The organism is Variovorax xiamenensis (genome assembly GCF_050916385.1).
Classification (GTDB): Bacteria; Pseudomonadota; Gammaproteobacteria; order Burkholderiales; family Burkholderiaceae_C; genus Variovorax.
In genome coordinates this window covers 4246909-4270942 of the sequence record NZ_CP139038.1, presented here as the reverse complement: position 1 = coordinate 4270942, position 24034 = coordinate 4246909, and the positions used below count along the sequence as shown (strand labels likewise).

General features: G+C 68.8%; 21 protein-coding genes. 12 read left to right on the top strand and 9 right to left on the bottom strand.

The window, feature by feature from the left end:
- Positions 1-40 precede the first annotated feature (40 nt).
- From SFB74_RS19455 to SFB74_RS19435, 5 genes are all read left to right on the top strand, one after another.
- Positions 41-1336, top strand: a complete 1296-nt coding sequence (locus SFB74_RS19455; RefSeq protein WP_432725893.1) for an aconitase X — start codon at positions 41-43, stop codon at positions 1334-1336.
- A complete protein-coding gene (locus SFB74_RS19450) occupies positions 1333-1785 on the top strand; it encodes an aconitase X swivel domain-containing protein (RefSeq protein ID WP_432725892.1) in 453 nt (150 codons plus the stop codon). The genes SFB74_RS19455 and SFB74_RS19450 overlap by 4 nt, the downstream gene beginning before the upstream one ends.
- Complete coding sequence (locus SFB74_RS19445; protein WP_432725891.1) at positions 1782-3482, top strand: dihydroxy-acid dehydratase; 1701 nt, start codon at positions 1782-1784, stop codon at positions 3480-3482. Before SFB74_RS19450 ends, SFB74_RS19445 begins: the two co-directional genes overlap by 4 nt.
- 120 nt (positions 3483-3602) lie before the next feature.
- Positions 3603-4736 (top strand): porin, encoded by a 1134-nt coding sequence (locus SFB74_RS19440; protein WP_432725889.1) that lies wholly within the window; start codon positions 3603-3605, stop codon positions 4734-4736.
- A gap of 14 nt (positions 4737-4750) precedes the next feature.
- Positions 4751-5713, top strand: a complete 963-nt coding sequence (locus tag SFB74_RS19435; RefSeq protein ID WP_432725887.1) for a Bug family tripartite tricarboxylate transporter substrate binding protein — start codon at positions 4751-4753, stop codon at positions 5711-5713.
- Here SFB74_RS19435 and SFB74_RS19430 read toward each other — a convergent pair.
- Complete coding sequence (locus SFB74_RS19430) at positions 5700-6641, bottom strand: aldo/keto reductase (protein WP_432725886.1); 942 nt, start codon at positions 6639-6641, stop codon at positions 5700-5702. The two genes, SFB74_RS19435 and SFB74_RS19430, sit on opposite strands and share 14 nt — an antisense overlap.
- A gap of 91 nt (positions 6642-6732) precedes the next feature.
- On the opposite strand from SFB74_RS19430, the gene SFB74_RS19425 reads away from it, so the two are divergent.
- Positions 6733-7650: a LysR substrate-binding domain-containing protein gene (locus SFB74_RS19425; protein ID WP_432725884.1), complete on the top strand. Its 918-nt coding sequence runs from the start codon at positions 6733-6735 to the stop codon at positions 7648-7650.
- Here SFB74_RS19425 and SFB74_RS19420 read toward each other — a convergent pair.
- Together SFB74_RS19420 and SFB74_RS19415 are read right to left on the bottom strand one after the other, a co-directional pair.
- The gene (locus SFB74_RS19420; protein WP_432725883.1) at positions 7639-8247 is read right to left on the bottom strand and encodes a 2-hydroxychromene-2-carboxylate isomerase; all 609 of its coding nucleotides are present in this window, start codon (positions 8245-8247) and stop codon (positions 7639-7641) included. The two genes, SFB74_RS19425 and SFB74_RS19420, sit on opposite strands and share 12 nt — an antisense overlap.
- A complete protein-coding gene (locus SFB74_RS19415; protein ID WP_432725882.1) occupies positions 8244-9080 on the bottom strand; it encodes a CmcJ/NvfI family oxidoreductase in 837 nt (278 codons plus the stop codon). The genes SFB74_RS19420 and SFB74_RS19415 overlap by 4 nt, the downstream gene beginning before the upstream one ends.
- A gap of 184 nt (positions 9081-9264) precedes the next feature.
- Between SFB74_RS19415 and imuA the strand changes: the two genes are divergently transcribed.
- The 4 genes from imuA (at position 9265) to SFB74_RS19395 (ending at position 15822) form a co-directional block, all read left to right on the top strand.
- Positions 9265-10080, top strand: coding sequence for a translesion DNA synthesis-associated protein ImuA (imuA, locus tag SFB74_RS19410; protein ID WP_432725881.1), 816 nt, complete (start codon positions 9265-9267; stop codon positions 10078-10080).
- Complete coding sequence (locus tag SFB74_RS19405; protein WP_432725880.1) at positions 10049-11422, top strand: Y-family DNA polymerase; 1374 nt, start codon at positions 10049-10051, stop codon at positions 11420-11422. Before imuA ends, SFB74_RS19405 begins: the two co-directional genes overlap by 32 nt.
- Complete coding sequence (locus SFB74_RS19400; protein WP_432725879.1) at positions 11415-14786, top strand: error-prone DNA polymerase; 3372 nt, start codon at positions 11415-11417, stop codon at positions 14784-14786. The genes SFB74_RS19405 and SFB74_RS19400 overlap by 8 nt, the downstream gene beginning before the upstream one ends.
- Before the next feature lie 91 nt (positions 14787-14877).
- A complete protein-coding gene (locus SFB74_RS19395; RefSeq protein ID WP_432725878.1) occupies positions 14878-15822 on the top strand; it encodes a hypothetical protein in 945 nt (314 codons plus the stop codon).
- Between the two features lie 23 nt (positions 15823-15845).
- Here SFB74_RS19395 and SFB74_RS19390 read toward each other — a convergent pair whose 3' ends face one another.
- From SFB74_RS19390 to SFB74_RS19375, 4 genes are all read right to left on the bottom strand, one after another.
- Positions 15846-16865, bottom strand: coding sequence for a phosphotransferase enzyme family protein (locus SFB74_RS19390; protein WP_432725876.1), 1020 nt, complete (start codon positions 16863-16865; stop codon positions 15846-15848).
- A 33-nt stretch (positions 16866-16898) separates the two neighbouring features.
- A complete protein-coding gene (locus SFB74_RS19385) occupies positions 16899-17420 on the bottom strand; it encodes a 2'-5' RNA ligase family protein (RefSeq protein WP_432725875.1) in 522 nt (173 codons plus the stop codon).
- 21 nt (positions 17421-17441) lie between these two features.
- The gene (locus tag SFB74_RS19380) at positions 17442-17669 is read right to left on the bottom strand and encodes a hypothetical protein (RefSeq protein WP_432725874.1); all 228 of its coding nucleotides are present in this window, start codon (positions 17667-17669) and stop codon (positions 17442-17444) included.
- A 102-nt stretch (positions 17670-17771) separates the two neighbouring features.
- The gene (locus tag SFB74_RS19375) at positions 17772-19058 is read right to left on the bottom strand and encodes an SGNH/GDSL hydrolase family protein (protein ID WP_432725873.1); all 1287 of its coding nucleotides are present in this window, start codon (positions 19056-19058) and stop codon (positions 17772-17774) included.
- A 110-nt stretch (positions 19059-19168) separates the two neighbouring features.
- Here SFB74_RS19375 and SFB74_RS19370 point away from each other — a divergent pair, with 110 nt between their 5' ends.
- Positions 19169-20068 carry a LysR substrate-binding domain-containing protein gene (locus tag SFB74_RS19370; RefSeq protein ID WP_432725872.1) on the top strand — a complete coding sequence of 300 codons (900 nt, stop codon included), beginning with the start codon at positions 19169-19171 and terminating at the stop codon, positions 20066-20068.
- Between the two features lie 16 nt (positions 20069-20084).
- On the opposite strand, the gene SFB74_RS19365 is transcribed toward SFB74_RS19370, so the two are convergent.
- The gene (locus SFB74_RS19365; RefSeq protein ID WP_432725871.1) at positions 20085-22250 is read right to left on the bottom strand and encodes a DUF6351 family protein; all 2166 of its coding nucleotides are present in this window, start codon (positions 22248-22250) and stop codon (positions 20085-20087) included.
- A 238-nt stretch (positions 22251-22488) separates the two neighbouring features.
- Here SFB74_RS19365 and SFB74_RS19360 point away from each other — a divergent pair, with 238 nt between their 5' ends.
- Positions 22489-23217, top strand: a complete 729-nt coding sequence (locus SFB74_RS19360) for a Crp/Fnr family transcriptional regulator (protein WP_432725870.1) — start codon at positions 22489-22491, stop codon at positions 23215-23217.
- Here SFB74_RS19360 and SFB74_RS19355 read toward each other — a convergent pair.
- A complete protein-coding gene (locus SFB74_RS19355) occupies positions 23203-23829 on the bottom strand; it encodes a hypothetical protein (RefSeq protein WP_432725869.1) in 627 nt (208 codons plus the stop codon). The genes SFB74_RS19360 and SFB74_RS19355 overlap by 15 nt on opposite strands.
- Positions 23830-24034 lie beyond the last annotated feature (205 nt).

Below are 24034 nucleotides of genomic sequence, written 5' to 3'. Positions count from 1 at the left end.
GGCTCGATCCCCACGACACAGAAGAACGGAGACACAGGTCATGCACCTGAGCGATGAAGAAAAAGCCATGTACGACGGCCGCGACGGCCCGGCCGTGCAGAAGGCGATGGACCTGCTGGTGCGCTACGGCGAAGCACTGGGCGCCGAGCGACTGGTCGAGACGCGCAACGTCTGCGCCACCATCACATCGACCACGCCCTTCCAGCGCGACTTCGCGCTCGCCAAGGGCGGCGGCATGGACGCGGTGTTCTCCGAATTCAGCCTCGACAGCCAGGAGACCGTCGAGATCCCGAAGTTCAAGGTCTTCACCAGCCACCTGCAGCTGGGCTTCGATCCCGGCCAGCCCGAACGCATGGGCGTGAGCGAGGAGATCGTGCGCTTCTACGAGAAGAGCGAGCGCCACGCCGCCGGGCTCGGCGCGCAGATCATGAACACCTGCACGCCCTACCAGGTCGGCAACATCCCGACGCGCGGCGAGCACTGCGCGTGGATGGAGTCGTCGGCGGTCGTGTACTGCAATTCGGTGCTGGGCGCGCGCACCAACACCGAAGGCCGCGAGAGCACCGGCGCCGCCATGCTCACCGGCCGCATTCCGTACTGGGGCTACCACCTCGACCAGAACCGCCGCGCCACGCACGTGGTCGAGCTCGACATCGAGGTCGAGTCGGTGCAGGACTGGGGCCTGCTCGGCTACTACATCGGCGAGCACGTGCAGGAGCGCGTGCCGGTGGTGCACAGCCGGCGCGGCATCTCGCGGGTGCCGAACCTGCCGCGGCTCAAGCACTTCGGCGCGGCAGCCTCGTCCTCGGGCGGCGTGGAGATGTATCACATCGCAGGCGTCACGCCCGAGGCGCTGACGCTGGAACAGGCGCTCGGCGGAAAGGCGCCCGTGGAGGTGCTGCGCTACGGCGAGGCCGAGCGCCGCGCCACCTACGAGAAGATCAACATCACGGCCAAGGATGCGGAGGTGCAGTACGTGATGCTGGGCTGCCCGCACTACACCATCGAGCAGATCTGGGAGGCCGCGCAGCTCATCGAAGGGCGCAAGGTGCACCCCGATTGCGAGCTGTGGATCTTCACGCCGCGCGCCATCAAGGCGCTGGCCGATCGCAACGGCTACACGAAGATCATCGAGGACGCGGGCGGAATCATCATGGGCGACAGCTGCTCCGCCATGAGCCGCGCCGTGCCCAAGGGCACGAAGACCGTGGCGCTCGACTCGGCCAAGCAGGCCCACTACCTGCCCGCCATCCTCGGCGTGCAGGCCTGGTTCGGCAGCACGGCCGAATGCATCGACGCAGCCTGCACGGGCCGCTGGAACGGAGCCTACGCATGAGCGAAGCAGTCATGACCGAGCAAACCATCGTGATCCGCGGCCGCAAGGTCGTGGGCGGCGTTGCGGAAGGCGAGGCGCTGGTCACGCGCGACCGCATCTCCGGCTGGGGCGGCATCGACCCGCGCACCGGCACCGTCATCGAGACGCGGCACGAGCTGCGCGGGCAGAGCTTCGCGGGCAAGGTGCTGGTGTTTCCGGGGGCCAAGGGCTCCTCGGGCTGGTCGGCCATGTTCCACATGACGCGGCTCATGAACTCTGCGCCTGCCGCGTTCCTGTTCAACGAGATGACGACCAAGATGGCGCTGGGCGCCGTGGTCACGCACTCGCCCGCGATGACCGACTTCGAGCGCGACCCGCTCGAATGCATCGAGACCGGCGATTGGGTTCGTGTGGACGCCGACCGTGGTGTGATCGAGATCACGAAGAAGAAGCTGGAAGGTGCCGCATGACCCGCCCCCTGCGCAGCAACTTCCCGCGCGGCTCCTACCTCTGGTCGGTGCGCAACGCGCACTGGCGCGCGCTCGGCATTCCGGAAGAGGACTGCGAGAAGCCCAAGATCGCCATCGTCAACAGTTCCTCGGAACTGGCTGCCTGCTTCAGCCATCTCGACCGCGTGGCGACGGAGATCAAGGCCGCCATTCGCGCGGCGGGCGGCGTGCCCTTCGAGATCCGCACCGCCGCGCCCAGCGACTTCATTACCGGCGCCGGCGCACGCGGCGCCTACATGCTCGGTGCGCGCGACCTGGTCACCAACGACATCGAGGTGGCGGTCGAGGGCGCGCAGCTCGACGGCATGGTGTGCCTCACCTCCTGCGACAAGACCGTGCCGGGCCAACTCATGGCGGCGGCCCGCCTGAACATCCCGACGCTGCTCGTGCCCTGCGGCTACCAGCCCAGCGGCGAGTACAAGGGCCACCACATGGACATCGAGGAGGTGTTCATCGGTGCCATGCATGCCGTCACGGGCAAGCTGCCGGTGGAAGAGCTCGTGGGCATGAGCCGCGAGGCCATCCGTGGCCCCGGCGTGTGCTCGGGCCTGGGCACGGCCAACTCGATGCACATCGTCTGCGAGGCGCTGGGCCTGGCCCTGCCGGGCAGCGCGCCGGTGGCTGCGCTGAGCCCGAAGATGATGGCCGACGTGCGCGCGGCCGGCACGCGCATCGTGCGGATGGTGCTCGACGACCTGAAGCCGCGCGACATCCTCACGCACGGCGCCTTCGTCAACGCGGTGCGGGCGGTGCTGTCTATCGGCGGCTCGCTCAACACAGCGAAGCACCTGCAGGCGGTGGCGACAGAGGGCGAGTGCGGCGTCGACGTGTACGGCCTCTTCGAAAGCCTCGGCCCGACGACGCCTGTGCTGGCCGGCGTGCGGCCCATCGGCGGCCATTCCATCGAAGCCTTCGAGGCGGCGGGCGGTTGCCGCGCGCTGATGAAGCAGCTCGAGCCGCTGTTCGACACCGGCGTGCTCACCGTCACCGGTGGCACTGTCGCCGACAACCTGCGCAGCGCCGAAGTGGCCGATGCCGAAGTGATCCGCCCCATCGACCGGCCGGTGGCGCCGCTGCCGGCCATCGTGCTGCTGCGCGGCAATCTCGCGCCCGAGTCGGGCCTCATCAAGACCGGCATCGTCGAGCGCAAGGTGCGGCGCTTCACCGGCCCGGCCGTGTGCTTCTGGACCTCGGACGCAGCCATCGCCGCGTTGAAGAACGGCGAGATCGTGCCCGGCCAGGTGATCGTGATGCGCGGCGCCGGTGCCTGCGGCGGTCCGGCCATGGGCGGGGGCGCATCGCGCGTGGTGTTCGCGGTCGACGGCGCGGGGCTCGGCGACCAGGTCGCGCTGCTGACCGACGGCCATCTCTCTGGCCTCGTCTGCAAGGGGCTCGTGGTGGCCGAGGTGTCGCCCGAAGCCGCGCTCGGCGGTCCGCTCGGGCTGGTGCGCGACGGCGACACGATCACCATCGACCTCGACGCGCGCCGCCTCGACATCGACCTGACCGACGCCGAGCTCCAGGCCCGCCGCGCCGACTGGCAGGCGCCGCCGCCGGCCTTCGACACCGGCTGGCTGCAGCAGTACCGGCGCAACGTGAGCCCGCTTTCCAAGGGCGCGGTGCTCGTGCGCACCGAACGCCCCGAGTCCCCGGGCTAGGCCCTTTTTCACCCCGGCTTTCGCCAACCGGTGCGGACCCCCGTTCGCACCCGGTGGCGCAGCCCTGCGCGGTCGTTCCGAGTTTTTCAACCCAAGAGAAGAAGCAGGAGACAAGAAACCATGAAGAGACTTTTGATGTGGTCGGCGCTGGGACTGGCCGGCACCGGGGTGGCGCACGCGCAGTCGAGCGTCACCGTGTTCGGCGTGATGGACCTCGGCATCCAGTACACGAACGGCGCCGGTCCCGGCGGCGGCTCGGCGAAGGCGCTGTCGAACGGCGGGCTCTCCACGAGCCGGCTGGGCTTTCGCGGCACCGAGGACCTGGGCGGCGGCCTGCGCGCGGGCTTCTGGCTCGAAGGCAGCCTGAATCCCGACACCGGCACCGGCCGCCCGAGCAACAGCAACAACCAGACCAGCGGCGCGGGCACGGCGGGGCCGATCACCTTCGACCGCATGTCCTTCGTGAGCCTCTCGTCCGACACCCTCGGCGAGGTGCGGCTGGGCCACGACTTCATTCCCACGCACTACAACAGCATCTACTTCGACCCCTTCAATGCCAACGGCGTGGCGCGCGCGGGCAACCTCACCTTCGCGGGCGCGGGCACCGGGCCGCTGCCCACGACCATCACGGGCAGCAACACCGTGAGCTACTGGCTGCCGCCCAACATCGGCGGCTTCTACGGCATGGCGATGATCGGCACCGGCGAGAACGACTCCACCGTGGCGAACCGCGACGACGGCAACTTCGCCGGCGCGCGCTTCGGCTTCGCATCGGGCGCGTTCGACGTCGCGGCGGCCGTCACGCGCTCGAACTTCAAGTCCACCGCCACCATTGGCAACTACACGCACGCCAACATCGGCGGCTCGTGGGACGCGGGCTTCGCGAAGTTCTTCGCGCTGTACAACGCGGTGACGGTGAAGCTCGCGACCGGCACGGTGCGCAAGAACACGACGGAGATCGGCGCGCACATCCCGGCCTTCGAGGTCGGGCGCATCCGCATCAGCTACGCCTACCTCGACGACCGCAGCGACGAGAGCCTGCGCAACGCCAACGGCATGCCGCGCAACCGCGACGACGCGCGGCAGTTCGGCATCGGCTACGTGCACAACCTGTCGAAGCGCACCGCGCTCTACGGCACCTACGCGCGGCTCATGAACAGCGGCCAGGCGCGCTACGTGGTCAGCGGCGGCGTGGCACCGGCGGCCGGGCATCGGTCGACCGGCTGGGAATTCGGCGTGCGCCATCTCTTTTGACGCGGAGGCACCTCATGCGACGCAGAACCCTGACCCTCGCGGCCCTTGCCGCCGCGGCATTGCCCACCTCGGCGGCATGGAGCGCCGACGCGTATCCCAACAAGCCGCTGAAGCTGATCGTCGGCTTCGCAGCGGGCGGCGGCGCCGACGTGCTCACGCGCATCATCGCGGAGGGGCTGGCCAAGCAGCTCGGCCAGCAGGTGATCGTGGAGAACCGCCCCGGCGCCGACGGCGTGCTCGCCGCGCAAGCCACCTCGTCGGCCAGGCCCGACGGCTACACGCTGCTGATGGGCACCAATACCGCGATGGTGGCCGCGCCCACGCTGCGGCCAACGCCGCCCTACGACCCCTTCAAGGCCTTCACGCCGATCAGCTCGGCCGGGCAGTTCTCGATGTTCCTGGTGGTGCCGACCAGCCTGCCGGTGAAGAGCGTGAACGAGCTGCTCGCGCTGGTGGCGTCGAAGCCCGGGGCGCTCAACTCGGCCTCGAGCAACAGCGCCTCGGAGCTTGCGATGCTGCAGCTGCTGGGCGACCGCAAGGTGGTCAACGCGCGCTACAAGGGCGACATGCAGGCCATGACCGACCTGCTCGGCGGGCAGATCCAGATGATGTTCACCACCGGCACGCTGGCGCCGGGCTTCGTGAAGGAAGGGCGCATCCGCGCGCTGGTGACGCTGCTGCCGCAGCGCAGCGGCCTCTTGCCCGACGTGCCTACGGGCGGCGAGCTGGGGCTGGGCAAGCTCACCATCACGCCGTGGGCCGGCTTCTTCGGGCCGCCGGGGCTGCCGCAGGCGATCACCGACAGGCTCTCGCAGGAGCTGCAGAACACGCTGAAGCGCCCCGAGGTGCATGCGCAGCTGGTGCAGCAGGGCTTCGAGGGCTATGGCATGAGCCCCGCGAAGTTCACCGAGTTCTTCCGCACGCAGTACGACGCCTTCGGCGCCACCGTGCGCGAGCACAACGTCAAGTTCGAATAGAGGCGGCCTCGCGGCGCCAGAAGGCCGCATCGGGAAAGCTGCCCGCGCCGGCCGCCGCGTTGTCCGCCATGTGCTCGCGGCGGCTGGTGCCCGGAATCGCGCAGGTCACGGCCGGATGGCTCAGCACGAACTTCAGCAGCACCTGCGCCCAGCTGGTGCAGCCGATTTCGCCGGCCCATGGCGGCAGCGGCTTGTCGCGCAGCCGGCGCAGCAGTCCGCCGCCGCCGAAGGGCATGTTGACGATCACCGCCACGCCGCGCTCGGCCGCCAGCGGCAGCAGGCGCTGCTCGGCCTCGCGCGCGTCGAGCGAGTAGTTGATCTGCAGGAAGTCGAGCTTCTCGGCCTTCAGCACCGCCTCCACCTCGCCGTAGGCCGAGGCGGTGTAGTGCGTGATGCCGATGTAGCGCACGCGGCCCTGTTCCTTCCAGCCGCGCAGCGTCGCGAGGTGGGTGCGCCAGTCGACGAGGTTGTGCACCTGCATCAGGTCCATGCGCTGCGTGCGCAGCCGCGCAAAAGATTGCTCCATCTGCGCGATGCCGGCCTCGCGGCCCGAGGTCCAGACCTTGGTGGCGAGGAATGCCTTGCCTTGCTGCTGCTTCGACGCGGCCAGCAGCTCGCCGGTGGTTTCCTCGGAGCGGCCGTACATCGGCGAGCTGTCGATCACCGTGCCGCCGGCCGCGAACAGGGCGTCGAGCACGCCGGGCAGGCGCGCGTATTCCTCGCTTCCGGGACGCTGGTCGAAGCCGATCCAGGTGCCGCAGCCGATCACGGGCAGGGCTTCCTTCGTGGAGGGGATGGGGCGGGTGTTCATGGCGGGCAGGGGCTTTTGTTGCGCGAAGGCGGGAAGCGCGGCCCCGGCGCACAGCGCGACGCCCAGGCGCAGCAGCTCGGCGCGGGTGAGGGCGGGGAAATCCTTCGGAGGCGGCATCGGCAACCAGTATCCGGCGGGAGGCGGCCGGGCGCGATGCCCGGGCCTGTGCTCCAATCCGCCTTTTCGCTGCCTCATATTCATCATGGGAATGCCACTCTCCCTGCTTCGCATGCCCTCGCTGGACCTGGTGCGGGGCTTCGTCGCGGTGGGCCGGCGCATGAGCATCTCGCTCGCGGCGCAGGACCTGTGCCTCACGCAGTCGGCGGTCAGCAAGCAGATCCATGCGCTCGAGGCGCAGCTCGGCGTGGCGCTGCTGGTGCGCGGCCATCGCTCGATCTCGTTCACGCCCGAGGGCGAGCGCCTGTTCCGCAGCGCCGACGGCGCGGTGCAGCAGCTGCAGGACGTGATGGGCGGCATCAGCCAGTCCGGCGAGCAGCGCCCCGTGACCCTGAGCGCGAGCATCGGCATGACGGGGCTGTGGCTGCTGCCGCGGCTGGGCAATGTGCAGAAGCTGCATCCCGGCGTCGACGTGCGCGTGTCCTCCAACAACCGGCTGGCCGACCTGCGCAACGACGGCATCGACCTGGCCATCCGCTACACCACGCCCGAGCTCGCGCCGGCTGGCGCGGTGCGGCTCTTCGGCGAAACGGTGGCGCCGGTGGCGCATCCCTCGCTCGGATTGCGTGCGCTCGACGAGCCCGGGGCGCTGTCAACCCAGTGCCTGCTGGCCTTCGACGATCCGCAGCACCCGTGGCTGCAGTGGAAGGACTGGCTCGCGGCGGTGGGCTGGGCCGACGCGAAGCCGCAGGCGGTGCTGCACTTCAACCAGTACGACCAGCTGATCCAGGCCGCGCTGGCGGGGCAGGGCGTGGCGCTGGGGCGGCTGGAGCTGATCCAGCCGCTGCTCGACGACGACCGGCTGGTGCGCATCGCAGCGCCGGTGCCGGAGCAACCCTCGGGCCACGCCTACTGGCTGATCCAGGCCGAGGAGTCGCCGCGCGAGGACGTGCGCCACGTCGCCGGCTGGCTGGTGGACGAGGCTCGGGGCTCGTCGTCAGTCCGCTGAAGCTTCCGCCTTGCAGAACGCGATCGCCTCGTCGAGTCGGTCGTTGCCCCAGAACATCTCGTTGCCCACGAAGAAGGTGGGCGCGCCGAAGATGCCTTTCTCGACCGCCGTCTCGGTCTGCCGGCGCAGCCGCAGCTTGTTGGAATCCGACAGCGCCTCCTCGATGACGCGGTGCGCCGGCAGGCCGAGCGAGGTCAGCAGCTCGTGCATGGCCTGCGGCGAATCGATGTCGCGGTCCTCGGCGAAGTTCATCGACATCGTGCGGCGGCAGAACTCGCCCATCCACGGCTGGGTGGCACCCACCAGCGCGATGCGCAGCGGCAGCACGGCCGGGCGCGGAAAGTTCGTCGGCCGCTGCCACGGCAGGCCGTACTTGCGGCACTGGCGGGCCATGTCCTTCCACGTGTAGTCGCCCTTTTCCTTCTGCAGCACGAATGGCGACGACTCCCAGCCGAAGGAACGGAAGATCGGCCCCAGCAGGAAGGGCCGCCAGCGGATGCCGATGCCGTGCGCGGCGGCTTCGGCCTCGATGCGCATGGTGCTCAGGTAGCTGTAGTTGCTGCCGAAGTCGAACCAGAACTCGATTGCGGCGCTCATTCGAACACCACCAGGCAGCGGGCCTCGATGCTCTCGCGCAGCGGCGCGTCGGCGGGCGTGTCGGGGTGGTCGAAGGCTGCGTGCGGCGTGTAGCGCGAGACGCCGCCCAGTTGCGAGTCGTACTGCTTGAACACCAGCGCCTCGTGCCGGTCCATCGCGGAGAAGTACGACCAGCGGTGCGAGGGCGAATGCGTCGCGAGGTAGATCTCGCCGGTGCGGCGCGGATAGCGCACCTCGGCGCTGACCAGGTCCTTCGCCATCACCGAGCGCGCGTCGCACACGGCCAGCGGCGTGTCGAGCACCGGCCCTTTGATGGAACGCCAGACGTTGACGATGCAGTAGCGCCGCACGGCCGCGGCCTCTTCGGGATCGGTCAGCACCAGCGAAAGCCTGCGGCGGCCGGATTCCTCGGTGTAGTCGTTGTGGATGCGGCCGTTGGCGGCGGCGCGGCCGTCGGTCGCGCGGCGGCCGAAGCTCAGGGCGACGCGATCGGCCTCACGCCGGCGCACCAGGTGGTCGAAGACGTAGGCGCGTGCGCCGCCGGTGACGGCCAGCGCCAGTTCGGCAACCTCGCGGTGGTAGACGGCGGTGACTTCCGCGTCGTCGAGGAAGTCGCGCACGGCCGTGGGCGCGTCGCGCAGCACGAAGCCTTCGCGCTCGATGTCGGGCGGCGTGGCGGCGGCGCGCGCGTCGGCGATCGGCACGGGGCGCAGCTCGTAGCTGCCGCTTTCCCATGGCGTGTCGGGTGGCGGCTGGAAGGTGTAGCTGAAGGGGCGCAGGGCGGAGGGCTGGAGGTAGTTCAGGCCTGCGGTGACGGTGTTCTGGGTGGTCATGCGATGGCTCCTTTGGACGGGTCCATTGGAGCGAAGCGGCGCCTCGGGCTCAAACGACTTATTGGCGCCTTCACATGAGTACCAGGAATGTGAAAGCCGGCGGTAAAGAAGAAAAACAGGGAAACCGGCTTTCCTGTTGTAGGCTGCGAAATACTGTATGAAAATACAGTTAACAGTCATCGCCATGGGCCTTCCTTTCCTCGATTCCTTTTCCGCTGCCGCAGGCCGCGGCGTCTGGCACGCCGACGAACTCGGGCTGGCCGACGCGCAGGTCGTCGCCACCGGCCACGCCGCGCTCGACGCCGAGCTGCCGGGTGGCGGCTGGCCGGTCGGCGCGATGACGGAACTGCTGCTGCCCGCGCCCGAGGCCCATGTCTGGCGGCTGCTGCTGCCGGCGCTGGCGCAGGCGGTGGCCACGCGGGGCGGGCCGGTGGTGCTGATCGGCGCGCCCTACGAGCCCTGCGGCGCGTCGCTGGCCGCGCAGGGGCTGCCGGTGGAGGCGCTGATGTGCGTCAGGAGCGAGGCCCCGGCCGCGCGGCTGTGGGCCTGCGAACAGGCGCTGCGCTGCGCGGACATTGCCGCCGTCGTGGCCTGGCTGCCGCAGGCGCGGGTGGGCGAGCTGCGGCGGCTGCAACTGGCGGCCGCGCAGCACGAGGTGCTGCTCTTCGTGTGCAGGCCCGGGTCGGTGGCGTTGTCGGCATCGCCCGCGCGGCTGCGCATTCGCGCCGATCGCAGCGAGGCCGACGCGTCGCAGATCGAGCTGGACATCCTCAAGCGCCGCGGCCCGCCGCTGGCCGCGCCGGTGATGCTGCCGGCGCGCAACGAGCGCATGACCGCGCTGCTGGCCGCCGCCCGGCTGCGGCGCAAGCTGCGCCTGCAGGAGCAGGGCTCGGTGCCAGCCGGTGTGACAGCGACATCGGCAACGTCGGCCACGGTGGTGCGCATCGACGCATGGAAAGGAGGCCCGGATGCACTGGATCGCCTTGCGGTGGTTGCCTGAAGCCGGCACGCCCGACACACCCGATGCCCTCGCGACCTTGCCCACGACCGAGGCCCTGGGCTGGTGGGCGCTGCAGTACACGCCCCACGTCGCCTGGCTGGACGAAGCGCTGATGCTCGAAGTCTCGGCCTGCGAGCGCCTGTGGGGCGGGCGCATGCAGCTGATGCGCCTGCTGCTGGCCGACAACCCCGCGCCCGACGCGCGCATGCTGGGTGCGCAGGGCGCCACGAGCCTGATCGCACTGGCGCGGCTGCGCCTGTTCGTGCGCGACGAGAGGCGGCCGAAGGAGATGCCCGCCGGCCTGCCGCTGGACACGCTGAGCGCCGCGCGCGAGCACCTCGACCTGCTCGCGCGCCTGGGCTGCCGCACCTGGGGCGAGGTGGCGGCGCTGCCGCGCGGCGGCCTCACGCGGCGCTTCGGCGCCGGCCTGCGCGAGGCGCTCGACATCGCATGGGGCCTGCGCCCCGAAAGCCATTCCTGGCTCACGCTGCCCGACGTGTTCGAGCAGAAGCTGGAGCTGCCCGCGCTGGCCGAGACCGCGCCCGAACTCATGTGGTCGGCCAACCGGCTGCTGACGGCGCTGCAGTTCTGGCTGCGCGCCCGCCAGCGCGGCGCGCGCGCGCTGGAGCTGCAATGGACGCTCGACCTCAGGCGCTTGAACGGCGTGAACCTGCCGCCGCACGAACAGCTCACCGTGCGCACGGCCGAGCCCACGCAGGACATGGCGCACCTGCGCCGCCTGCTCTCCGAAAAACTGGCCCTCGCCACGCTGGCCGCGCCGGCGAGCTGGCTCAGCCTGCGCACGCTCGAAACCGACCCATGGGCCGGCGCCAGCACCAGCTTCCTGCCGGAAGACAACCGCAAGGGCGACAGGCTGCACGAGATGGTCGAGCGGCTCAGCGTGCGCCTCGGGCCGCAGCAGGTGGTGGTGCCGTCGGCGCAGGCCGATCACCGGCCAGAGCGCAAGCAGGCATGGCGGCCTGCGCTGCAGAAGGAGCCCGCGCTGGACAACAAGGCCCGCAAGGAAGCGAAGGCCGCCGCCGCTGCAGCCGCCTCGCAGCCCGATGCCGTCTATCCGCCCTGGCTGCTGCCCGAGCCGCTGCTGCTCGAAATGGACGGCGAGCGCCCGTGCTATCGCGGCACGCTGAGCAGGCTGATCGGCCCGCAGCGCGTCGAGACGGGCTGGTGGGGTGGCAAGGAAGAGGGCGGCCAGCCCGCGATGCGCGACTACTACGTCGCGGAAAGCCCCGAGGCCGGGCTGGTGTGGATCTTCCGCGAGCGGCCCGCCGCGCGCTTTTCTTCCGGCGAAGTGCGCTGGTATCTGCAGGGCTTCTATGCCTGAGCTGAGCGGCAAGCAGGAAAGCAGGCGACAGCCCGCCAAGGTGCATGCGCTGCCGGTGCCGCTGCGGGCGCGGCCGGCTTCGGTGCTGCCGGACTACGCCGAGCTGCACTGCCTGACCAACTTCAGCTTCCAGCGTGGTGCCTCGACGCCCGAGGACATCGTGGACCGGGCCTACCAGCTCGGCTACAAGGCGCTTGCGATCACCGACGAGTGCTCGGTGGCGGGCATCGTGCGGGCGCATGTGTGCCTGCGCGACATGGAGCACAAGCTCGACGAGTACGAACGCGAACATCCCGACGAACCGAAGATCCCGCGCAACGCCGATTTCCGATTGCTGTTCGGCAGCGAGTTCCAGTTCGAGCGCTTCAGGCTCGTGGTGATCGCGAACGACACCGAGGGCTGGGGCAACCTTTGCGAGTTCATCACCGCCGCGCGCAACACCGAGCTGCCCAAGGGCGAATATCGCGTGAGCTGGGAAGAGAGCGACGTGGCCTCGCTGCAGCGTTGCCAGATTCTTTTCGTGCCGGACCGCGACCCCGGCGGTGCGATGGACACGGCAACGCTGCACGAAGACCTGATGGCCGCCAAGGCTCTGTACGGCGAGAACCTCTGGCTGGCGGTGGAGCTTTTCAACGAGCTAGACGACGACCTTTGGCTCGTGACGCTGATGCAGGCGGGTGAGGACGCGGGCGTGCCACTGGTAGCCGCCGGAGACGTGCACATGCATGCACGTTCGTGCAAGCCACTGCACGACGTGCTGACGGCCGTTCGCGAGGGGCGGACCGTGGCCGAGTGCGGCTTTGCATTGCAATCGAATGCCGAGCGGCACCTGCGCCCGCGCATGCGGCTGGCCGAGCTCTATCTGCCGCAGATGCTGGAGAACACGCTGGTGGTGATGGGGCGGTGCCGCTTCGATCCGGAGGTGATCCGGGAGAACTACAAGTACCCGCTGGAAACCGTGGGCAGCCTCGAAACACCGGCGCAGACGCTTGTGCGGAAGACATGGGAAGGGGCGCTCAAGAGGTATCCGCTCGAAAGATATGCCTCGGGTATTCCGGAAAGCGTTTGTCGGCAGGTCCAGAAAGAGCTCAACCTGATCCTGGAACTCGAATACGAGATGTTCTTTCTGACGGTCGAGAACGTTGTGAGCTTTGCCAAGTCTCGGGACATCCTTTGCCAAGGACGGGGCTCTTCGGCCAATTCGGCGGTTTGCTACTGCCTGGGCATCACGGCGATCAACCCTGAAAAGGGCCACCTGCTGTTCGAGCGCTTCCTCAGCCGTCATCGCCGCGAGCCACCCGACATCGACGTCGACTTCGAGCACCAGCGGCGCGAAGAAGTCATCCAGTACATCTACAAAAAATACGGCCGCGAGCGTGCTGCCATTGCCGCTGTCGTCATCTGCTATCGCGCGCGCAGCGCATTGCGCGACGTTGGCAAATCCATCGGCATTGACGAGCGGCTGATCGACGAGTTCGCGAAGGACCACTACTGGTTCGACGACACCGTGCTCGGCGAGCAACTGCGACAGGCTGCCGCGCGTGTCGGTGTCGAGGAGGACGAGCTCAAGCTGACGCACTGGATCGAGATGACGCAACGGCTCAAAGGCTTTCCGCGCCACCTGAGCCAGCACGTGGGCGGCTTCGTGCTTACGCACACCAAGCTCACGCGACTGGTGCCGGTGGAGAAGGCGTCGATGAAGGACCGCTCCGTCATCCAGTGGGAGAAGGACGACCTCGAAGCCATGGGCATGCTCAAGGTCGACGTGCTCGCGCTCGGCATGCTCAGCGCGATCCGCCGCGGGCTTGAGCACATGAATCGCTGGCGCGGCTCGGCGCTGGCGATGCACCAGATACCGAGTGACGACCCCAAGGTGTTTGACATGATCTGCGACGCCGACACCATCGGCGTGTTCCAGATCGAGAGCCGCGCGCAGATGTCGATGCTGCCGCGGCTGAAGCCACGCACTTACGAAGACCTGGTGATCGAGGTCGCCATCGTGCGGCCGGGCCCCATTCAAGGCGGCATGGTGCATCCGTACCTCAAGCAGCGGGAACGGGTGCGCAGGAAACTGCCCATCCACTACGAAAAAGACGAGCTGCGCCCCGCGCTGGAGCGCACGCTGGGCATCCCGATCTTCCAGGAGCAGGTGATGCAGATCGCGATGATCGCGGCCAAGTTCACCGCCGACGAAGCCGACCAGCTGCGCCGCGCCATGGCCGCATGGAAGCGCAAGGGCGGCCTGGGAAAGTTCCACGACAAGCTCGTCAATGGCATGGTCGACAACGGCTACAAGGCCAGCTTCGCCGAAGCCATCTTCAAGCAGGTCATGGGCTTCGGCGACTACGGCTTTCCCGAAAGCCACGCCGCCAGCTTCGCGCTGCTGGTGACGGTGAGCAGTTGGCTCAAGAACTACGAGCCCGCATGCTTTCTCGCTGCGCTGCTCGATTCGCAGCCGATGGGCTTCTACAGCCCATCGCAGCTGGTGCAGGACGCACGCCGCCATGGCGTGGAGGTGCGCCCGGTCGATGTCACGCGCAGCGAGATCGACACCACGCTCGAAGTCCGCGAGCCCGATGCGCCGCGCATGCCGGCCGGCACCGACGAGCGCTATGCCGAACGCCTCGGCAACGAGAACCAGCCCGCGGTGCGGCTGGGCCTGAGCCGCATCGCGAGCCTCAGCGAAGGCGGTGCCGAGCGCCTGCTCGAGGCACGCGCGCAGGCGCAGTTCACGAGCACCGAGGACCTCGCCCTGCGTGCCGAACTCGACGGCAAGGACATGGCAGCGCTGGCCGCGGCCGATGCGCTGATCTCGCTTTCGGGCCATCGGCGCCAGCAGGTGTGGGACGCCACCGCGCAGCGAAGGGCGCCGGCCCTGCTGCGGGGCGTGCCGATCAACGAGCAGGCGCTGCTGCTGCCGGCCGCGTCGGAGGGCGAGGAGATCGTGGGCGACTACGCGTCTCTGCGGCTCACGCTGCGTCGCCATCCGCTCGCGCTGCTGCGCCCGCGCCTTGCGCGCATGAAGCTGATGAGCGCCGCGGAGCTGCGTTCGCTCTCGAGCGGGCAGACCGCGCGCGCCTGCGGCATCGTCAAGGGGCGGCAGCGCCCGCAGACGGCCAACGGCACCATCTTCGTCACGCTGGAGGACGAGACCGGCAACGTCAACGTGATCGTCTGGAACCACGTCATCGAGGCCTGGCGCGAGCCGCTGCTCAAGTCGCACCTGCTCGCGGTGCAGGGCACCTGGCAGCGCGACGACGACAGCGGCGGCAAGGTGCAGCACCTGATCGCCACCGGCTTCAAGGACCTGACGCCGCTCATGGGGCGGCTCGCGCAGAGCAACACCAGCCGCGACTTCCATTGACCTCATCGATGCACGGAAGGCAAAGGAGCGAATGCAACCGATCGTTCCGCGCCTCGCGCCTTCCGGGACTTTTCGCTAACCTGTTCCTGCCATGCCAGCAACCGCCGCTTTCGCCAACCTCATCGCCCCTCCCATCGCTCCTGCCGTCGCAGGCCCCATCGGCCCGCCGCCGCCAGCGCCCGATGTACCCGTACCGCCGCCATACCAGCCGCCGATGCCGCCGCCGGAAGGCGATCCGCCTCCGGCCGTGCCGCCCATGACCGACCCCAGCTTTCCGCCGCCGGTGACCGAGCCGCCGCCGATGCAGAAGGCCGAGGCGGGCGTTCCCTTCGGCAAGCTGCATGCACGGCGCCTGCGCGAGATCTACCGCTCGGCCGGATGGCCGTGCTGCGACACCATCGAAGTCGAGCTGCTCGCGGGCGGCTACCTGGAGCGCGTGCGCACGGTGCATGGCCACGAGACGCTGCGCGTGACCGACGCCGGCATCGCGCGCATCGCCACCACGCTCACCATCAACCGCGCCGCGCTGTCGCCGCACGAAGCACTGGTGGAACGCGTGGCGCGCGAGATGACGCGCGGCGGCCGCATCGCATGGCGCGGCCTGGGCCTGCGCGCCCGCCTGCCGCCGCTGGAAGAAGGCGGCAAGCCGCGCTGGTGCATGGCGCGGCCCGACGTGTTCTCGATCCGCAATACCAGTGTTGAAGCCTATGCGCACCCCATCGTGCACGAGGTGAAGGTGAGCCGCGCCGACCTGCTGGGCGACCTGCGCAAGCCCGACAAGCGCGCGGCGTATCTCGACCTCGGCGGCGAGTGCTGGTACGTGCTGGGCAACGACGCGAAGGGCCGCTGCATCGCCAAACCAGAAGAGGTGCCGGCCGAATGCGGCGTGATGGTGCTGGAAGGCGAGCGCTTGGTGGTGGCGCGCGCGGCGGTGCATCGCGCGTTCGAGCGCATTCCGTTCTCGGTGTGGCTCGCGCTGGCCAAGGCCCAGCCTATTGCGGGCTTCGAGGACGACGCGCAGGACATGCTGGTCTGACCGGCGCTGCGCTCCACGCACGGTCAGGTGATGGCGTCGTAGCTCCGGTGCGCGATGGCGACCACGTCGCCCGGCAGGAACTGGCCCTGCATCTGGCGCAGGCCTTCCTCGCGGTCTTCCGCACTGGCCGTGGCATCGAACATCTGGTCGCAGTACTCGAGCAGGTCCTTCACGATGCGCTCGTGGCGGTAGTAGGCGAGGGCCACCGCGTCGATGTCTTCCTGCATTGCGCTGTAGCCTTCGCGGAAAAGCGCTTCTTCCCGCGGCTGGTTCCATGTGTGGCCGACGCCGCCGCCGATGAACATCAGGTCGCGCTCCTTCGGCGCGAGGATGAGCGTGTCCCAGTCGACGATGGCGAGGCGGTCGTCGTCCCCGACGAGGACGTTGCCCGCATGCAGGTCGGAGTGGCAGGGCACCAGTTGCGGCGGCCGCTCGAGCAGGATGGATGCGAGCTGCTCGCTGCGGTAGACGATGTTGTCGATTTCTTCCGCGTGCTCTTCCCAGAAGGCAAGAAAGCGCCCGGTGATGTCGTCGCCCTTCACGTCGTTGATGAACCGGCGCTGGTAGCGGCGCACGCCCTCGCGCCACCGGTGGTCGTAGCGTTCGCGGGGAAGGGCGGCTGACAGCGCTTCGGGCAGCTCGGTGCGATGGATGGCTCCCAGTGCGGCGCCGAGCGCGATCCATTGCCCGTTCGTCAGCGCGCGTTCAAAGCCGTTGCTGCCATCGAAGAAGGGATAGAGCGCCCAGTCGAAGCCATGGCCTTGCACGCTCAACCGGTGGCTGGCTGTGGGCAGGGGCGCCATCACAGCCTCGATGTTCTTTTCATGGCACAGGAAGGCGGGCACGGTGACCACGGTCTGGTCGAAGCCACCGCGGCGCAGCTTGAGGAAGTACGTGGCGCCGTCACCCGCCTGGATGCGAAAGACGGCGGAGTTCACGTCGGCGCCGAGCGGCAGGAACTCGGCGCGGACGTCGTGCAGTGCGTAGGAATTGCCAAGGCATTGCGCGATGGCGTCGTGCGGCAGGTCGGGAGGCGTCAGCATCCGGGGACTGTAGCGCCGGACGATGGGCTTGCCTCAGTGCAGTGGATAGGCGCCCAGCGGTTCGTGGCGGAACGGGTACGTGAAGTGGGACCGGACCAGGCGGAATTCGGTTGCTGTCCAGCGGATGGGTTTCAGCGAGCCGGGGCTTGCGGCATGCCTTGAGTTGCGCGCGATGGTGATGTGCGGCTTCCAGCCTCGCTCACCGACCAGGAGATGAAAGCCTGCTTGCAGCAACGCGCGGCTGATGTCGTGCTGAAGGCGCCGCAGGCCTTCGTGCTCCGACGGCTGCACCACCGAGACGTCGTTGGCCCACGTGCAGGAACTGTCGAGCGTGAGCTGCAGTGGCTGCATCGACACTCCGGCGAGCGCCGCGCGCAGGCACTGCTCGGCGTGGCCCTGCTGGTCATCGAGGTACTGCAGCGTCAGGTGCATGCGCTCCATGGGTGGAAAGGAGCAGCCCTTCGGCCACAGCCAATCCTTGCGGTGCGCTTCGATTTCGGCCTGCACCTGCGTGGTGGGGAAGAGTCCGACGAGAAGTTGGTTGCGCTCGGTCATGGCGTGCTCCTTCGGGTGGTTTCAGGATTCCGGCGGCCACCAGCTTTCGGCCGTCGTACGGATGACGCGCGCCGCCTGGGCGCGGATGTCGTCGGTGCCGTTTCGCCCGTCGTCATGGTCCCTGTCGCGGGCCACCTTGAAGGGCCAGGTCGAGACTCGGCCTGTGCGGGTGCGGGATGGCTGCAACCGGTGCAGCCTGGAGAAGAAAAGAACCTGCGCGGTGGGCGCAGGCGGACTGGCGGTGGTCATGGGCGTCGCCTCGATGTTGTTCTTGGAGACGACGAATTTTAGAGAAATACTGTATTTATGTACAGTATTTTGGCGACCGCAAACCCTTGAGAAAAAGGTTCATCAGGGTTGCCCGGCGGTGCCTAGCAGAGCCTCCAGGTCGACCGTCGCCGCCATCGCCCTGTAACCGGCATCACCCGGGTGCAGATGGTCGCCCGAGTCCACCGACGCCTTCAGCCGCGAGGGGTTTGCCGGGTCGCGCAGCAGGGTGTCGAAGTCGACCACGGCGTCGAAGGCGCCGCCTTCGCGGATCCAGCGGTTCACGGCCTGCCGTACCTTGTCCTTCGCGGGCGAGTGATGGCCTTCGAGCGGCGTGCCTTCCAGCGCCCGTTCGTTCGGCGGGATGGTGCCGGCCATGATGCGCACGTTGTGCGCGCGGGCCATCTCCGCGAGCTGCCGCAAGCCCTGGATGACGGCTTCGGCGCGCATGGCGGGCTCGTCGGGCGCGAAGGGACCGCCGGGCCAGCCGATGTCGTTGGTGCCCAGCAGCACGATCATGGCGCGCACGCCCGGCTGGGCGAACACGTCGCGGCCGGCGCGCTCAAGGGCGGCGCGGCCCATGCCGTCCTTCAGCAGGCGGCCGCCGGAGATGCCGGCGTTCAGCACCGCCACGTTGCGTCCGGCCAGCCGCTCGGCCAGCGCGTCGGGCCAGCGGGTGTTGGCGCCGGGCGTGGAGCCGTTGCCGTCGGTGATCGAATCGCCGAGGGCTACGACGGTGACCGGCGGCTTCGGCGTTTCGACGATCAGGCCGCTGACGTAGACGCGCGTGCTCCATTGCGTGGCCGCGGCGGGCAGGCGGGCCGCGCCGGTCAGGTCGCCATCGGCGACGTAGGCGGTCTGGCGCGCGTCGAAGTGAAAGCCCGCGGGCTGGCTGGGCCGCGGCAGGTAGAGCGATACGGCGAGCTCGGTGAGCGCGGGCACGGCGATGTCCACCGGGTCGCTGACGAGGCGCGCACCGGGCGGAACAATCACCTCGGCCTGCCCGCCGAATCGCAGCGGCCGGTCGCTGCCCTCGACGACGGCCGAGCCCTCGCCGTGCCGGCCCACGCGCGCCGCGCCGATGTACAGCGGCGTCGCGCCGCCTTCGTTGCTGACGACCACGCGCAGCCGAGATCCGCCGATGCTCAGGCGCGCCACCTGCCGCACGGTCTGGCGGTTGAACTGGAAGGGCAGGCCCGAGGGCAACACGAAATCGCCACCCCAGACGGGCTGCGTGCTGGCCATCCAGCTGGGGCTCCAGTAGGTGGCGGCGGGCGCGGGTTGGGCGGCCGAGGACGCGGCCGTGGTGCCGATCAGGGCCAGCGCGAGGGCGCCATGGCGCAGGATCGAGGAGAGGGTGGATGCGGTCATGGAAAGTCCTTCCGGATGAAAGTTGAAGCGATGGCTCGACTTTCATTCATGCCCATTCGTATGGGTAGACGGCAGAATGGCATCCAGATCATTCCTAATTCGAATAAATCATGGACACCCTTCGCGCCCTCGAAGCCTTCGTGCACAGCGTGGAACTGGGCAGCCTCTCGGGCGCGGCCCGTGCGCTCGGCACCACGCAGCCGACCGTCAGCAAGCTGGTCGCCGGACTGGAGCGCTCGCTGGGCGTGCGCCTGCTGCGGCGCACGGCGGCGGGCCTGAGCCTGACGGAAGAAGGGCAGCGCTTCCACGAGCGCTCGCGCCGCGTACTGGAGGACTACGGCGACGCGGTGGCCGATGCGCGCGAAGGCATCCTGCAGCCGCGCGGCCTGCTGCGCGTGAGCGCGCCGGTGACGCTGGGGCAGCGGCACCTCAACGCGATGGCGCTGGAGTTCCTGGGCCTCTACCCCGAGATCGAACTGGAGCTCGTGCTAGACGACCGCTTCGTCGACCCGCTGGAAGGCCGCATCGACGTTTCGCTGCGGGTCGGCGGCACCTTGCCGCCCGACCTGGTCGCCCGCCGCCTGGGCTCGTGGCCGCGCGTGCTGGTCGCATCGCCCGACTACATCGCCGCACGCGGCAAGCCGCGCAAGCCGCAGGACCTGCTGGCGCACGACTACCTGCGCTACGCAGCGGGCGACGACGGCGTGCTGCTGGATGGCCCCGAAGGCCCCGCCGCCGTTGCTGTGCGCAGCCGCTACAGGGTGAACAACGCGGTGGCCATGCTCGATGCCGTGCTCGGCGGCGCGGGCATCTCGCTGCAGCCCACCTGGATGGTGGCCGGGCTGCTGGCGCAGGGACGGCTGGTGCGCGTGCTGGGCCGCCACACCGGCCCCGCGCAGGAAATGCACCTGCTGTATGCGCCGCGCCGCCACCAGCCGCAGCGTGTGCGCGTGCTGGTGGACTTCCTGGCAGAGAGGGTGGCGAAGCTGCCGGGGGCGTCGGCGGCCTGAGCGTTTCCCGGTTCGATCAGTTCAGCGGCAGCCGCAGATAGGTGCCGCGCAGCGCGTCCTGGCCGGCGCCCGGCTTGCTCCAGTCGCACACGCCCGACGGGAAGATGGTCTGCAGCCGCGCCAGGTCGGCACCCGCGATGGTCACCGTGTAGTCGGCCGCGTTGACCGGCTTCAGCTGGCACTTGAGCACGTCGTTCACCAGCGGCGAGCCGGCCACGATGCGCGGCGTGCTGAAGCGCGGGTAGACCACGTTGCAGGCGGCGGCCGGGTCGGTCGATGCTGCCTCGTCGATGCGCTTGCCGGTGGCGTCCCAGCAGGCATCGTTCGCGCCCGCGGGCTTGTTGCGCACCACCTTGTCGGTGGACGCCGCGGCCGGGTCGGCGGCCATGTTGTCCAGCCACTTGTTGATGAGGTCGAGCGAGGCCGACATGTAGTCGACCGGCGTCTTCGAGCCCTGCGTCCAGATGATCTGGTTGTCGCTGCGGCCGTTGGCGCGCTGCAGGCGTGCGCGGATGATCAGGTCCTGCATCGTGTCGTGGATGTCGCCCACCGAGTCGGCATTGCCGCGCTGCGTGATGATCGGGATGTTCGCCAGGCCCGGTCCCTTGAAGCTGTTCTTGAAGCCGCCCGAATAGGTGAGCTTCAGCGCATCGGCGTCGGCTGCGGAGCGCGCGGCCTGCGTGTTGCCGTCGCCGTCATAGCCGCCGACCTTCTCGTTGAGATCGAGGAATTCCTTCACCGAGATCGCGCCGCTGTTCAGTGCAGCCAGGCCGTACTGCACGCCGATGTTGTCGATGGGGCGCCGCGCCTCCTGCGTGCCGGCGCGCTTGCCCAGCAGGTTCACGTTGGTCTGGAACAGGTCGCAGCGGATGCCGTTCGGGTTGGTCGTGCGGTTGAACACGTTCGACACGTTGGCCGGCTCGAGGAAGCCGCAGCCCGCCGCGTTGTCCGACTTGATGATGCTCGCGAACGACAGGTCCCAGCTCGTGCAGGTGTTGGTGTTGAAGCCGTTCACCGCGTTCTGCTTGGCGGTGGTCCAGGTGGCGGTGTCGAGCTTGTAGACGTTGTTCAGCAGCCTGCACTCCATCACCTCGGGCATCAGCGTCTCGGGGAAGGACACGATGGGCTGGATGCCGTCGAGCAGGCCCGGGTAGAGCTGCGCGATCAGGTACTGCTGGATGGCGCCGCCCGAGCCGCCGAAGCCGACGGTCCACTTGGGCACGGCGCCGAATTCCTCGATGACGTGCTCCTTCAGCATCATCAGCGTCTCGCCCTGCAGATGCGGGTTGGCGTGCTGGTTGTTCCAGAGCTCGGTCGAATTCATGAAGGCGAAGCCGCGCGAGAGTTGGATGTGGCCCGCGTCGCCGAGGATCGACTCGATGGGATGCACGCCCTGGTTGTACTGGGCCGAGCCGCAGCAGTCGAAGTACACGACCAGCTTCCTGTTCCAGCCCGCTCCGGGCTTCCAGGTGGAGGGCGCGTCCTTGCTCGGGTTGTCGAGCACCGCGAGCCGGTACACGCCGCGGTTGATGGTGCCGGACTCCACGCGCACGATGTAGGGCACGGTGTTGCCGTCGTTGGTGGTCGTCGTCGCAAGGTCGGCCGGCCGCGTGCCCGTGGGGTCCGAAAGCGGTTTGAAAGTATTGGAGGTGCTGCGGTAATACCAGACCACCTGCGTCGCGGCCGAACAGTCGGCATCCAGCGGCGAGCCCAGGCCGTTCTGCACCGTGCGGCATTCGTAGGGCGAGATGTGCGGCCCCGAGAGGATCGGGCCGGTGATCGGGTAGTTGACCAGCTTGACTTCGGTGCGCTGGGCGCTGTTGTCGGCATTGCTCACCACCAGCGAGTTGGTGCTGCCGGTGCTGCTCGACGCATCTGTCGTGAGCCCGGTGACCAGGCCGCGCAGCACGCGGGCCGTGCTGTCGACCACCGGCACCTGCGCGCTCACGTCCTTGCCATTGAGGCTCACGCGCACCTTGTCGAGCGCGACGCCCACGGGCGCGGTGATCTCCAGCAGCGTGTCGCCGCCGCTGATCATGTCGGGTGCCGACGAGAGCGTCTTCACCTGGAAGGCGGCCGGCGTCGGCGTCGAGGGCGGCGGGCTGGCACCGGGGATGAACGAGAACGCAGGGCCGCTGCCGGAGCCTCCCCCGCACGCGGCGACCAGAAGGGCGCCGGCCATCGCGACAAGCCCTGCGGCAACGGCGCGGGATGGGCGAGGCCACGGAAAAACCCGCTTGTGCGGGCGGCGGGGTGAAGCGAACATGGATGTCTCCTGTGTTGTATGTCCTTGAAAGAATACGAATGGACGTTCCGTGCCGCGGTCGTTGCGACGACAGATGACGCGCGAATTGCTACAGGTAATCCCTGATCCGCCCGATCCCCCTGATCTGCCCGGCGAGCCTGCCGCCCCGCAGACCATGGAGGAGATGGTGCTGCGCTCCAAATGGGCGTCGGCCCTTTCCCAGGCCGATCTGGAGCACGTGCTCGGCAGCATGCAGGAGCGGCAGTTCGCGCGCGGCGGCTGCATCGCGCGTGCGGGGCAACTGGTCGAACACTGGATGGCGCTGATCGACGGCTTCGCCAAGATGTCGGTGGCATCGGAAGACGGCCGGGTATCGACGCTCACGGGCGTGTCGGCCGGCGTGTGGTTCGGCGAGGGATCGCTCTTCAAGCACGAGGCGCGCCGCTACGACGTGTTCGCGTTGCGGCCCACGCGCGTCGCGCTGATGCCGCGCCGCACCTTTGAATGGCTGCGCGGCACCAGCGTGCCTTTCAACCACTACCTGCAGGACCTGCTCAACGCACGGCTCAGCCTCTTCATCGGGGCGCTGGAGCACGAGCGCCTGCTCGATACCGATGCGCGCGTCGCGAACTGCCTGGCGAGCCTCTACAACCCCGAGCTCTATCCGGACGCGCCGCGCTTCCTCGAAGTGGGGCAGACCGAGATCGGGCTGCTCGCCAACGTGTCGAGGCAACGCGTGAATGTTGCGTTGCAGCGCTTTCAGGCGCTGGGTCTCATCCGCCTGGAAAAGCGCGGGCTTACCGTGCTCGACCCCGCTGGCCTGCAGGGCTACAGGGCATCGTGCGGCTGCGCCCTGGCGGCAGAAGGCGGGCGCGCGCGGCGCCCGGCTTCAGGTGCTGCGTAGCTGGCGCGTGCCGACCGGCGTGTCGGGACCGGTGCGCACGTTGCGCTCGATGAACTCGCGCGCGATCGCATCCACGTTTGCCGGCGCGGGCATGTTGAAAGACATGCGGTACTTCAGCAGCTTGCCGTTGCGCACCGCGAGGTAGGTGAACGAGTCGTAGGCCTTGCCGTCGCGCGCGTGCACGAGACGGAAAGAGACCGTGCGGAAGGTCAGCCCTTCGATGCGCACATCTTTCGTGGGGCCGATCCTCGCGCTCGAGTACAAGCCCTGCGAGGTGGCGCGCTGCACCTCGGCGATGGTGCCCCTGAAGTGATCGTCGAATTGAGGATCGCCCACGCCCGGCTGCCAGTTGCGCTTCATGTCGTAGATGTAGACGTCGACCCAGCCGACGCTGCTTTCGAAGCGATGGCTGTTGCCCAGGCCGGGGCTCATCGTTTCGTACGACTTGGAATTGATGTAGCGCCACTGGACGCCGGTCGGCTGGGCCGGCGCGGATTCCGTTGCTGCCGGCTCAGTGGTGGCGGGCGCTCCCGTGGTCGGCGGTGTGGTGCCTGGCGCGCTGGCGCATGCGCACAACAGCGCGGAGAGGGACAGGGCGATCAGCAGCCTCATGAGCTGGCTCCGGGTGTGGGGAGGAAAGGAAGATCAGCCTTGCCGGGCGAGAGAAGTCTGTCGTCCTTCGAGCAGGACAAGTCGACCGGTCTCACGGCGTGGCTCATGGCCGGATGCTACGTGATCGCCGAGGCTGCACGAAGGCGTTTTCGCGACGGCGTTGCTGGTGCCGTTGCCGTCTTGGGCGCTATTTGATGTGGGCGCC